At 56.1% G+C, this 13,080-nt stretch carries 10 protein-coding genes; 8 read left to right on the forward strand and 2 right to left on the reverse strand.

Features of this window, described 5'->3' with window-relative positions; all coding sequences use genetic code 11:
* Positions 1-104 precede the first annotated feature (104 nt).
* Together ACZCWR_RS24485 and ACZCWR_RS24490 are read right to left on the reverse strand one after the other, a co-directional pair.
* Entirely contained in the window at positions 105-1,571 is a 1,467-nt protein-coding gene (locus tag ACZCWR_RS24485; RefSeq protein ID WP_487305633.1) for a PepSY-associated TM helix domain-containing protein, read from the reverse strand.
* 1,060 nt (positions 1,572-2,631) lie between these two features.
* The gene (locus ACZCWR_RS24490; protein ID WP_487305634.1) at positions 2,632-3,420 is read right to left on the reverse strand and encodes a hypothetical protein; all 789 of its coding nucleotides are present in this window, start codon (positions 3,418-3,420) and stop codon (positions 2,632-2,634) included.
* Positions 3,421-4,053: 633 nt separating this feature from the next.
* Between ACZCWR_RS24490 and ACZCWR_RS24495 the strand changes: the two genes are divergently transcribed.
* The 8 genes from ACZCWR_RS24495 (at position 4,054) to ACZCWR_RS24530 (ending at position 13,011) form a co-directional block, all read left to right on the forward strand.
* The gene (locus ACZCWR_RS24495; RefSeq protein WP_487306135.1) at positions 4,054-4,737 is read left to right on the forward strand and encodes a Fe2+-dependent dioxygenase; all 684 of its coding nucleotides are present in this window, start codon (positions 4,054-4,056) and stop codon (positions 4,735-4,737) included.
* A gap of 129 nt (positions 4,738-4,866) precedes the next feature.
* The gene (kdoO, locus tag ACZCWR_RS24500) at positions 4,867-5,751 is read left to right on the forward strand and encodes a Kdo hydroxylase KdoO (RefSeq protein ID WP_487305635.1); all 885 of its coding nucleotides are present in this window, start codon (positions 4,867-4,869) and stop codon (positions 5,749-5,751) included.
* Between the two features lie 709 nt (positions 5,752-6,460).
* Complete coding sequence (locus tag ACZCWR_RS24505; RefSeq protein ID WP_487305636.1) at positions 6,461-7,243, forward strand: phytanoyl-CoA dioxygenase family protein; 783 nt, start codon at positions 6,461-6,463, stop codon at positions 7,241-7,243.
* Positions 7,244-7,512: 269 nt separating this feature from the next.
* Positions 7,513-8,403, forward strand: a complete 891-nt coding sequence (locus ACZCWR_RS24510) for a GntR family transcriptional regulator (RefSeq protein ID WP_487305637.1) — start codon at positions 7,513-7,515, stop codon at positions 8,401-8,403.
* A 292-nt stretch (positions 8,404-8,695) separates the two neighbouring features.
* Positions 8,696-9,091, forward strand: a complete 396-nt coding sequence (gene tnpA / locus ACZCWR_RS24515; protein ID WP_487305638.1) for an IS66-like element accessory protein TnpA — start codon at positions 8,696-8,698, stop codon at positions 9,089-9,091.
* On the forward strand, positions 9,076-9,435 hold the full coding sequence (gene tnpB / locus ACZCWR_RS24520) for an IS66 family insertion sequence element accessory protein TnpB (RefSeq protein WP_488876514.1): 360 nt from the start codon (positions 9,076-9,078) through the stop codon (positions 9,433-9,435). Before tnpA ends, tnpB begins: the two co-directional genes overlap by 16 nt.
* A gap of 51 nt (positions 9,436-9,486) precedes the next feature.
* Positions 9,487-11,085: an IS66 family transposase gene (tnpC, locus tag ACZCWR_RS24525; protein WP_487305639.1), complete on the forward strand. Its 1,599-nt coding sequence runs from the start codon at positions 9,487-9,489 to the stop codon at positions 11,083-11,085.
* 675 nt (positions 11,086-11,760) lie between these two features.
* Positions 11,761-13,011 carry an MFS transporter gene (locus ACZCWR_RS24530; protein ID WP_487305640.1) on the forward strand — a complete coding sequence of 417 codons (1,251 nt, stop codon included), beginning with the start codon at positions 11,761-11,763 and terminating at the stop codon, positions 13,009-13,011.
* Positions 13,012-13,080: the final 69 nt, after the last annotated feature.

The following is a 13,080-nucleotide window of genomic DNA, read 5'->3' on the forward strand; positions in this document are numbered from 1 at the left end:
GGTGCTAAGACCTACCAGCAGATTGACGCTGGCCGCACGTAAGTCAGCGGATCCCAAAGTCGTGAGGAGGTTGAAACGCCACGGAACATAGAAAGTCCGTACGTTCACTGGTGCGCCACTGCATGCGGTTGAAACAAAACGCGATCCAACAACCAGACCGCAAGCATCGTTGCACCCATAAGCGGGAAAAACGCTCCAAGCAGTAGCATTCCAACCTTCCACCCTCGCATCTGGGGGCTCTGTAGATCTCGAGTCGGAGCACCAACCGTAAGCCCCTTTGGCCGTCGACGCCACCACATGACACAGCCTGTGATGGACAGCCCCGCTAAGCCAAGCGAAACTACGCCGCACAATATTTGATTCAGTGAACCGAAGTAGTGACCCATATGCAGGGAAGTTCCAAATGACACTCCCTTTGCAAGTACCCCGTAGTCTTCGTAACGAAAATCTTTGATTACATCGCCGTTGTATTGGTCAATATACAAGGTTCTTTCGTTCCTCGGATCTGCCGGCACGTACGTGACAGTAAAAACCCCGTCTGCCGTTCGCGGCACAGACAGGTCATACCCGCCATTAATGCCTTGATTTTTTACGATCGTCATTATTTGATCGATAGAAAGAGGCACGTGGTTTCCGACGGATGTATGTGGAACCACAAGTGAACCCACGGCCCATGGAACGTTAGTTGGAGCTGGCATGTCATCCATCGTCAGCCCTGGCATACCCGGCATACCCGGCATATCGTGCTCAGAGACCTTGCTTTCCTGCTTGCTTTTCTTAGCCCCGGATTGGGTGCCGCCGGACACGAGGCGCAGTTCGCCCCAAGCCCCAAATGGAGCCCCCAAGTTGGTGCTGGTAGCAAGCGATTTGAAGTGCTTACCCCACGACCCCGTCCAGGGAAGTCCGGTCGCCACGAATGCAACGGCCCCGCACGCGATCCAGACACCGATGACGGTATGTAAGCTTCTCCATGCTTGCCTCCCTTTCAACGTCAAGCGCGGTACCAGCGAGCGCCATAGCGGAGTATTACCCCGTGGCCACCACAACGCTATGCCGGTTCCGATCATGACGAGTGTCCAACAGCCGACAAGTTCCATTAGCAGTTCACCGAATTTTCCGAGCAGAAGGCTCCGGTGAATCATGCGATCCACCTGCATAAAGCGATGCTCAACGCTGAGTGTTCCAAGAACATTTCCTAGATATGGATTGACGTAAGCGCTCCTGCTTTCTCCGCTTTTGAGTCGAAATACAAACTCGGCGCTTCCGTCGGCTTGATTCGAAACTCGCACGGTCGTCACCTTCGCGCTTGCGGGAACCGCCGCCCGAGCCCGTCCGAGAAGCGTCTCCTGGCTCAGCAAAGGCGAAGAAGCGGGAGTGACATGCAAGAGATGCGGGTAGAGCAACGGTTCGATCTGCGGTTGGAAGCAATACAAGGTCCCAGTGACGGCAAGGATCACCAAGAAGGGCATCACGAAAAGCCCCGCGTAGAAGTGCCAACGCCAGAGCGTGCGGTAGTTTCCGCTTCTCCTCTCGCTGGAAGCAACGAAGGTTTCCGGACATGTTGAAGACATATCGACTCCTTTCAACCAACCAATTCACTACGGCTCAAAATATATTCGCGCCTGTAAAGCCGGGGGCTCACGTGATACCGCGTGCTTTCTGGGTAGTCTGAACGTCCGTCATCGTCGTTTGCCGCTGTAAGCGGTTTGTTCGGCGAGACTCGGGGCACAGCTTGTTGTGCCGTGACGATGCCAATTTCGAATGCGGCTAAGCAGTTCTGGCACTCGGCTGTCTGAAGCGAACGACGTGTCTTCTCCGCTGGACGTTCAGTGGCTTCCCAGCTTCGGACCAGCGCGAATACTGGACGAATACCTGTAGTCTCTCGAATGACGGGGGACGAACAGAACGACGTGCGTTCGGCGCCAGCTTCGCAGTGTTTATCGAGAATAGACCGGAGGCGCGCGTGCCGGGGGACGCGTTCGAAATTGAACAGGAAAGGGGCCTATCGAACGCGCGGGGCGCCATATCGACCGCCAAACTAAGGCGATAAGAAGAACGAAGACCAGAAGCACACAAGCGAGAGCCAACATCGACGTCGCGCTGAATGCGCATACATCGCGACTGTCACCCTCTTCGTCGTGATTTGCGGAGTGGTGCGCTGATGTCGAAGCGCTGGTCTTGAGGCGCAGGGTTAGATGCGTGAACGGCACCTTGTTTGACTCGCTGAACGTCAGTCGGGGCGGCCGCGCCAGTTCCCCATTTACCACTAAAGGACCGGAACCGGAGCAAAGCACAAAGAGCGGGTCGTCACCGAAGTTGTGCTGAGGAATCATCACCGCGCCTGACAGCAAGGCGCGAAATAGAAACAAGGTAACTACTGCTATGCGGAGTGCGCGTTGTCCCACCCCGCCTCCATGTAAAAGTTGATCGCGAAAAACGTTCATAAATTTGATTTACAGACTGCGTCGCTTCACGGGACGCAAAATCTGGCGGCCGCGGGTGCTTCTTACATGGTATCGAACATGAACCTGCGGACCATCGGCTTAAGCCCCACACGGAGTTGGCGCTTCAAGCTAAGCGCAAGTTCGATAGCGGCACTTCTTCTCCAAAAGGGGTAAAGATCCCTCAGGTTCAGCTGCTCGAGGGGACCTTAATTGTCCTTCTGTTGGAATGCAGCACGACCGTCTTGGTCAGCCATTGAACCATCATGGCGAGCGACCCCGCCGCCAAGAAGACCACGCCAGTGGGCTCGCGCTGCAAGAAGAAAATTAGCGCCAATAAAAATGCGGCAAATGAAAAGCGCCCTATCACCATTCCTCTCAAGAGCGAGACTACGAACTCTGCGCCGTGCGCCCGATGCGACGACACTGACAGTACGATCCCCATCAGAGGGAACACCGCAAAGAGGCCACTCCAGGCGGCTCCAATCTCAGAAGACAATGATGTGACCACGACCGTCAACAGCGCCCCTGCACTCATGCGACCGGCGAGGTCGCCTTTGGTAGCTGGCGCCCCACGCGGAATTTCTGACGAACGCGGCAAGAAGCTTTGACCTAACCCCACTCCGACTAGTGCTACCCCAATTGCCCATGTCGGAGAAGCTGGTAAAAACGAGAGCAAGGTCACTGAGACAGCCCAAGTCAAAAGTCCTACCGTGAGAGAGGTTACCCATCCACGCGAGCGACACGTCCACGCGTAGGCAAAGCTATAGGCTTCGGACGCAAGAATTGCGGATAGAGACAGCGTTGCGGCATGTGCGCCGAACTCGGGTCCGTTGGACAGGACGAGGAGATAGAGGATTGGCCCAGCCACGACGGGCAAGCCCGCAAGCCAACCAGCCACGGTCGGCCCCCACCACACTCCCGATAAAGACACGATTAAAAGAAAAAGCGGGACCAGCGTAAGTTTAAGCGTCAGCATCGCACTATCTAAGCGGCAGAATGTGAGTCGTATAGCCTTCACAGATCATTCACGATTTCCATCCCTTCTCTGACCGCTTAGCCGACGGACCGGAAGTCCACGAGTGCTGCGCCACCCTCACGGATCACAACATAGCAACGCAGCTCCATAATCACGCGCGACCATCGCTATAAGCCGGATGCGCCTCTATTTTCTCGAATTCAGCCGTCTGAACGATGCGCCATTGGCCACGCGCCTCATCCTCATTCAGGCCACAATGTATCCCAAAGTCCGGCCCCATGCCACGAACGACTTGCCGATGGACTGTCTTTCTTGACGCGTTAGATTTTTCTGGATACACTTTTTGACGGCTGTGCAACGCGCGCCTGTAAAAGCTTCATACTTAGATGACGGCTCCTGGTCTCGACGTCGCCGTGGCCTGAGGCTTCGTACGGTTTGAAGTTGTGAGAGACCGGTTCGTGAACGAGAAAGCCTATGGCACTCGGACACTGTTCCTCGTCGATACGTAACATGCAACGCTTTGCTCAGCTAGCCAGCCTGAGAGCATCGGATCAAGGAACTACTGCATTTCACGCAGCGGGCGTGCTGGTCACGGGCGTCAGACTCGTTCACAACACTATTGAAAGGCGCGAAGTGATGTTGCACGTTCCCGGCGTTTTGAGCGCAGACCAGGTTAGAGGAATCCGCCAACAACTCGACGAGGCTAATTGGGTTGATGGTCGCGAGTCCGTAGGGTCACAGGGTGCAGCGTTCAAGAACAACAGGCAACTAAGCGAGCACTCGGCACTCACGAGAGAGCTAGGTGATGTCATTCTGGCTGCCCTAGCTAACAACCCGCTGTTTGTCTCTGCTGCGCTTCCCCTTCGAATCTCGCCCCCCCTGTTCAATCGCTATGAGGCGGCCCGTGGTGAACGGTATGGCTTTCATATTGATGGTGCAATACGAAACTTCCCGGCACCTCCTGGATGGATGCGGACAGACCTGTCAGGTACTTTATTCCTCTCTTCGCCGGAGGAGTACGACGGTGCACTCACGATCATTGATAGCACAGGTGCTCACGAAGTTCGTCTGCCTGCAGGCGACATGATTCTGTATCCCTCCACTCAACTACACGGCGTGCCTGAGGTAGCTCGCGGAAAGCGAGTCTGTTCGTTTTTTTGGGTTCAGAGCATGATCCGCAGCGCGCACCAACGGACGATGCTGTTCGATCTTGATCAAGCAATTCAGTCCCTGCGAACCAACCTTGGCGAAACCCGAGACACCTTATTGCTCGTTGCGCACTATCACAATTTGATGCGCGAATGGGCAGAAGTTTGAGAAGCTCACGTTTGCGCTCTGCACGGTTTGATATTGCTTCTCCCGCGGCAGTCGGATTCACTCCGCGCCGTCGTGCTTGCCCGGTTTTTAGAACCTGCTCCACGAGTTCACTTTGCGAATTGAATAAATATGGGTCTGCCGTCTTGTATTCTGAAAACGGATGCCGATTGGAGCGGCGAGCCTCGGTCGACCAGTCGAGAAAGACTTATAGAAGCGCTGGAGTCCGGCACAGTCCTCCACTTTACCCATCTATCTTTTGACCTGAAACTTCCAGAAAGTGAGCTGCTTGATCCGGCTTTGGCTGACCCACGCTATCGCAATATCAGCCTATCAGCGAATGATCTACGACTCAAAGGTGTTGCCGGTGATCAAGCAACCAAAGACATCATCGAATCGCTCCTTCTGCGCTATCAGTTGTTCTCACGGAGACTTGTTGTGGGTTTGGTCCCTGCGTATGGCGGAAATCTTCGAAATGGCTCGACCAGCCTGCGTGTTCAAGATCTGAAGTCGCGCCGGCAAACGTTACGGTCTGATGACAGCCGGCTGCACGTGGACGCATTCCCTTCGCGTCCCACGCACGGCGAGCGAGTGATTCGGGTCTTCACCAATATCAACCGAACAAGTCGGCCTCGCGTGTGGCGCGTAGGTGAGCCCTTCGAACAGGTTGCTCGCACGTTCCTGCCTACATTGACAACGCAAACGCCAGGAAGCGCCTGGGTGTTACACAAACTCGGCATTACGAAATCGCGCCGGTCCGAATACGACCACTTGATGCTTAAATTGCATGACGCAATGAAAGCTGACGATTATTACCAGCGCGAATGTCCTCAATCGATGTATTCGTTCGGAGCAGGTTCGTCGTGGATCTGTTTTTCCGATCAGACGTCGCATGCAGCGATATCAGGACAATTTCTTCTGGAGCAGACTTTTCACCTGCCGCCTAACGCTATGATGGACCCGACACGAGCGCCCATTCGCGTGCTTGAGCGCATCATCGGCAGAAAGCTGGCATAACCGGTTGCGCTAGCCATCTTGCCTGACTTAACGATTGCGTCTTTTCCTTGCCTGTCGCGCGCAAGCAGTTAGCGACCATACCGCTCAGGAGATCTTCGAGCGGACTTTCTTCAAATTCAAAGAAGTTTTATCCGCCAGCGACGCGAATTCATACGGTGTCGCACAAGGAGAACCTGAACGACGCCAGCCCCTCGCCAACATTGACAGAAGTGTTCGGTTCGAAAAATTTCACTGCTGTGAGATGCCTACTTCTTCGACCGACCGGCACTTCACAATATGGGGCCCACTCATTTGAGCTGTATCCTTTTTGCGCCTGGATCGTACACAGGGCGTTCGATCACGGTCGTGGAGGTCGGCCTTCGTCGGTCTCTTCCTCTTCTGCCTCTCGACGGTAAAAACAGCGAGCACGCGACCGTGCCGCAAGACAAAACGCTTGTTCGAATCCTCACCTCGCGGGATCACCGAAGTCCCGAACGCGGTCGCTATCACAGGCCTGAAGCGGGCGTAGCCTGATGGCAATGAATCAAGCCGAAACCGCACGCAAATTGACCAAAGACCCATCGCAAGGGTGCCCAGCGCGCATCCAGATATTGGGATTGCAACATATGAGCAGACCCGGCTCGGCGACAAGCCAGCCTAAACCCCTATTCTTTCTCCAACGAGGTCAGTCTAAAATGGATACATTTTTACTTTGTCCTCGGAGGTCTGGATGTCTGATTTCGAAGTACAAGCGGCAAGTAAGCTGGACGACTCGATTGTTAGCGAATTTTCAGCGAACGGCTGGGCGCTAGCCAAGGGCTTCTTCTCACCGCAAGAAACGGTTTGGCTTCAACGCTTGACAGAAGAAGTCACCTCGATGCCTGAACAGATAGGCGCGCAGATGGTTTACGGCGAGCAGAGCTTGGTATCGCCGGATACCCGCCTTATCCAAAGAGTTGAACATATATGCCCCCACCACCCTGAGTTCGATTCGTTTGCTCGAGGGGGACGTCTGATCGCAGCCGTTGAACAGCTGATGGGAGACAGAGCCGTTCTGTTCAAAGATAAGATGAATCTCAAGATGCCTGGCGGTGCGGGATTCGAAGCTCATCAGGACCAGCAAGCAGGATGGGGTAAATACGCCCCCGTTTTCGTGACCGCGTTGGTTTGCATCGACGCCGCTACTATTGAGAACGGATGTCTCGAGTTTTCAACCGGAGTCCGCTACACAGACCTCATTGGGAGCGAGTGGACGCCACTCTCACAACCAGCAATTGCTGCCCTCAAGTTTAGGCCCATCCCAACTGAGCCTGGCGATGTCATGTTTTTCGATAGTTTCGCACCGCATCAATCGGCGCCGAACCTATCGCCGAGGCGACGGCGCTTGATGTATCTAACGTACAACTTGGCGTCCGATGGTGACTGGCGTGAAGCCTACTTCGCCGCAAAACGTGCGAGTTTCCCTCCAGACATCGAGCGGCAGCCCGGCACAAGCTACCGTTTTCGCGTGTAATCAGCCTGTCCGTCGGCCGGATCACGGGGTTCTTAAAAAAGGTAAGCTGCTTCAACGTTCGCTTTGACGAATGCCGTATCCGTCGGGTCACATCGTCTTAGTCCGATGCCCCGTTTGGGGGCATCGGCGGGCGTTATAATCAGAAAGCCCCATGCTCCGCCGGCCTCGAATTCGGCCGACCAGTTCGTGATATGGTCCCCCGGGCTGCCGGGCGACGGTCGCATATGGGGTACCAATAAAACATGCCAGAACAATGGGACTTTGTACACGTGAGCAAAGCGCGCGCAACTGCAGCTAGCCAAGCCGAGAGAGCAAACACTCTTTTGTTGGAGAAGGAATCACACGAGGAAGAAGGCGACAAGCGAAAGCTTCCGGCGGGAGGGGACCTTCACGATGTGTACCGGCGTGTCAGAAGCGACATCCTGAGCGGCGAGCTCGCCCCCGGGGAGGTTCTAAATCAAGTTCATATCGCGAAGCGGTACGGTGTGAGCCGAACTCCGGTACGCGAAGCCTTACGGATGCTCCAGGCGGAGAACTTGGTGGACGCGCAGTTTCAGCATCGTACCAGGGTCACCAAGGTTACTTCTCAGGAGGTCGACTCGGTGTACGCAACCTGGATACTAATGCAGTCGTTAGGCATTGCGCTTACCGTGCCACTTATGACGAAGGCGGAGCTTTCAAGGTTGCAAGAAACATTAGAGCAAATGAATGACCATTCGCCCTTGCATGATGGCACGCAGGACGATTGGGAACACATGCACATCGATTTTCACCGCATGTTAGTGATGCACGCCGGCCCGATTATTCGCGATTCAATCGAGAACTGTTGGTCCCGCTCGGAGCGTGCACGCAGACTGCACATGCGCTCAGCTCCCGGTGCTTGGCTCGCTTCTGAAGAAGAGCACCGAGACGTTGTTCTCGCCTTCGCGGATGCGTCCGTGGAGCAGGCGGTGCATGCTGCTAGTCGCCAACTGGCACGTAACGCGCTCGGCGTAATCGCGAGCATCGATCCGAGCTATGAGCCCCGCGCAATAAGGCAGGCACTGAAGTTAACGCTTCAAGCAGGCTCCCCTGCTGCGGACTCAACAAGTGCGTCTTTCGTCGCTGGAGCGGGCCTGCCTGCCCGTCCCATCGCCCGAAAACGTGCGATTCGGGCATAAATTGAACAACCTTGAAGTTCTTTAAGTCCCCTATCGCACGGCTCGCCTACGCGCACAGGTGACCGCCGTGCGGGAATTTGATCGCCCGGGCGTGATCGGATCCCCAGATTGAGACTTTTTCAGCCTACTGCTGACACATTATTGTCTCAAACCTTCACTTCTCAACCGCCACTCCGGCGGTCCTGAGATGCCTCACAGCCGTAACCGTCCGACCGCGACCGTATAGACGCATGATGAAGGCGTCGCCATGATTTCTAGGGGCACATATGTCACTGTGCCCATAAAGGAAATCATGGACACAGTGACCGAATTCACCGAAGTCAAAGGCGCCCGCAAGTATCGGCGGCGTACAGCGGACGAGAAGCGCCAGATTGTCGAGGAGACGCTATCTAGTGGACGTTCGGTGGCGCAGATTGCGCGCAGTCACGAAGTAAACGCGAATCAGGTGTTCGACTGGCGTAAGCAGTATCTCGAAGGACGGCTCGGCGCCGACGAGCGCGGATGTGCCTTACTGCCGGTCACCGTGAATGAGCCCAGCGACAGCGGCGTGGTGGAACCGGCAGCATCTAAGTCTTCGGCACCGGCGCTCGGCACGATCCGAATTCAGTTGCCACGAGGCGACGTACACGTTGAAGGCAGTGTCGATCCCGACACGCTGCGCGTGGTGATACAGTGCCTGAGCCGATGATTGGTCCGCATGCAAACACCCGCATCTGGGTTGCCGCCGGATTTACGGATATGCGCTGCGGCTTCGATGGCTTGGCCGCGAAGGTGCAGACCGTGCTGGCGAAGGATCCGTTCTGCGGACACATCTTCGTGTTCAGAGGCAAACGTGGCGATCTCATCAATTGCCTGTACTGGCGTGAAGGCGGCCTATGTCTGTTCGCCAAACGCCTGGAGCGTGGCCGCTTTGCCTGGCCTCGTGCTGACGGCGGAATTGTTTCGCTGACCAGCGCGCAACTCGGCCTTCTGCTCGAAGGGTTTGACTGGCGACAGCCCGTCGATGCAGCCCGCCCGTGCAGCGCTTTGTAAACGGATGTGACAACGCGCGCGTAGCGCAATGCACGCGCGTAAACTGCCTGCATGGCATCCAGCAATGCTTCCCTCCCGGACGACATCGAGGCCTTGAAGGCGCTCTTGATCGCGCGTGAGGCAGCGTTGCGTGAGCACGAAGGTGAGCTCACGGATCTGCGCGACACTGTAACGACGCTCCGAAAGACACTCTCCGATCGGGCGCTCGAGATCGAGCACCTAAAGCTGTGGATCGCGAAACTCCAGCGCATGCAGTTTGGGCGCAAGTCGGAGAAGATTGATCGCCAGATCGAGCAACTCGAATTGCGTCTCGAAGATTTGCAGGCCGACGATGGCGCGGCGACGGTCGAGGCACCGATAAGGCCCCGCTCAGAAACCGGCATGCCGACGGGACGCAAACCACTTCCGGAACATCTGCCGCGCGAAGACGTTGTTCATCAGCCCGACGACGCGTGCTGTCCGCAATGCGGCGGTGCGCTTGGCGACCTCGGCGAGGACGTCTCCGAGCAACTCGACTATGTGCCGGGGCATTGGCGAGTGATGCGTTACCGCCGACTCAAGAAGGCCTGTACTTGTTGCGACTGCATCGTGCAGGCGGCTGCACCCAGCCGGCCAATCGATCGCGGCATGCCGGGTCCGGGGTTGCTCGCGCATGTCCTGGTCGCCAAATTCTGTGACCATCTCCCCCTGTATCGACAGTCAGTGATTTACGCGCGCGACGGCGTGCAGCTCAGCCGTTCGACACTCGCGGACTGGGTCGGCCAGTGCAGTGCGTTGCTCCGGCCACTGGTAGAGGTCGTTCGTCGGTACGTGATGGCCGCCTCGAAGATTCACGCGGATGACACGCCCGTACCTGTGCTTGAGCCCGGGAACGGCAAGACCCGTACCGCACGTCTCTGGACATACGTTCGGGATGACCGGCCAGCCGGCTCGAAAGAGGCGCCGGCGGTCTGGTTCGCATACAGTCCCACAAGGGCTGGTGAATATCCACAGGGCCATCTGAAGGACTTCAGGGGAACGTTGCAGGCCGACGCGTTCGCGGGGTACAACGCGGTCTATGAAGGTGGTGATGTGCGCGAGGCTGCATGCATGGCTCACGCGCGCCGTAAATTCCACGATCTGTTCGTCGCACGCAGGAACGAGGTCAACACTGAAGCGTTGCGCCGGATCGGCGAACTGTACGCAATCGAAGCCGCAATTCGCGGCAAGCCACCAGACGAACGAAGACGTGTCAGGCAGGAGCAGGCGCGTCCGCTACTCGATGCGTTCGAGATCTGGCTGCGCTCGACATTGGGTTCGGTTTCGCAGAAAAGCGATACCGCCAAAGCCATCAACTACGCGCTCAATCAATGGGCTGCGCTCACGCTGTACGTCGATGACGGTGCCGTAGAAATCGACAACAACGCAGCCGAACGCGCTTTACGTGCTGTCGCTCTCGGCAGGAAAAACTTCCTGCACTTCGGTTCGGACAGCGGCGGCGAACGCGGGGCCGCAATCTACACCTTGGTCGGTACCGCCAAACTGAATGGCCTTGATCCCGAGGCATACCTGCGCCACGTCATCGCTCGCATCGCCGAGCACCCCGTCAATCGCGTACACGAGCTGTTGCCATGGGTCGTTGCCAATCAGCTTCCCCACGACGTCGTCTGAACTCAACGCGCTGCCGTTCAACAATTCGCTATCAACACGCTGTCCAGAACGGTCGTGGTCGGACGGTTACTCACAGCCTTTTCAAGCCGACGGTGCAATAACTAGGAACATGTGCGTTTGGCTGCGCCAGTACTGAGTCCTGGCCGCACGGCGACGCGTCCCGTCATTGCTCATCTCCCGCTAAGCCAGGTTGGCCCACGCAGACCGATGCTGCCGTGGCAAACCGTAGGCGGTTAACGCAACTGGCATGGCCCGGCGAGAGAATCTGACAGAACACTGCATACACTTTTGCAAAGACTTTCAGTTTTTTCGACGGCGATGAGGCGGTGCCGCCAAACCTCGGGAAACTACCTACTTCGCTAGATCCGCCATCCAAGCGACGTGCAACCGTGGGTGGGGACGAGCCATTCTATCCTATAGATCAACAGCTTAGGACATTTTACAGGGGGTTCCGCGGAGTGGTGCGAATGAGCAAACGGCCGAACCCACACGCTGCATAACCAGTCAATTGAAGTTCTCATTGACAATATCTCTCTCAGAACGTGTACTGACAGCATAGAAAATGCATCCACTTTCTGAGGTTCGCCGTCGCTCTTACAGTCATGGAGTAACCGGCGACTTGAAAGAAATGAGAAATATTTTTGAAATATGATCACCGATAGTCCTGGAGCACAGATGGAAACAGGTAACCACGCAGCGCGTTTCGTTCGAGAAGATCGAAATGCGTCGACCCATGCTCGAGCCGATGCCCCGCCGAGATATCGTTGGATCATCCTGCTTGCCGCCTGGATGGCATTCATGCTCAGTTATATAGACCGCGTAGCCTGGAGCACTGTTGCGGCACCTGTTGGTGAAAGTCTTGGGCTATCAGTGGGAATGCTAGGCGCATTTATTACGGCGTTTTATGTGGGCTATGTGGTAGCTAATGTTGGTGGCGGGCTCCTCACTGACACTATCGGCGCGCGTCGTACTCTCACTTTCGCACTTATCCCGCTGGGCATTTCAACGTTCGCATTCGGATACGCAAGTTCGCTCACTACGGGCATCGCGCTTCAAATCGTCATGGGGTTATCGGCCGGTGCCGATTACGCCGCTGGAATGAAGATCATCGCATCGTGGTTCGATCGCGAGCGTGGTTTCGCGATGGGCATCTTTGGCACAGCAACGTCTCTGGCAGTTGTTGTAAGCAACGCCGTCGTTCCTACAATTGCGAAGGACTATGGTTGGTCACATGCATTTCACCTTCTAGGAATTATCACGTTCGTGTGGGGTATTGTCTGCTACAAAATTCTTCGAGATAGCCCAACCAAAATCAATTACCGCGCAATCACTGGCTCGGAAGTTCGCGAACTGTTGACGAATCGAAATCTAGTGCTGGTCGCTTTCGCGGGCTTTGCTGGTTTCTGGGCAACCGTCGGCTTTGGAGCATGGGGAAATGCGCTAATGACCAAGCAATACGGGCTTTCGCCGGTAACTGCAGGCGCCATTCTGGCGGCGTTTGGAATCGGCGCTGTAGTGTCAAAGCCCCTGCTGGGATGGTTCCGCGATTTTCTGGGACACAGTGCCGGCAAATATCTACCCATCGTCTGCCTTCTCTGCTTCTCTGGGCTGCTAGTTGCGTTTGGTCGTTGCACGACCGCAATAGCGTTTTATCTCATTGCACCCGTCCTTGGCGCAGCGGCCTTTGGTTATACCCCCTTGCTCTATGTCCTCTTGACTGAAGCGTCTGGCACCAAAGCAGCGGGTGCAGCATCCGGCTTTACGAACGCAGTGTGGCAGTTGGGAAGCGTAATCGCCCCGGTTACGGTGGGTGCGGTCTACAGCGGCACGCACTCGTTCTCCCTTGCAATCGATACCCTCGCTGCGGGGCCGCTCCTTGGAGCGATCATTCTCTGCTTCCTGCGCAAAACACCGGCAAGGGCATAACAGGTACCCCACGCATTATTCGGTTTTGGCCGAAACCTTTATTATAAAAAAGGTTGACCCAGCTGCCTC

This window comes from Caballeronia sp. A2-2 (assembly GCF_057612605.2).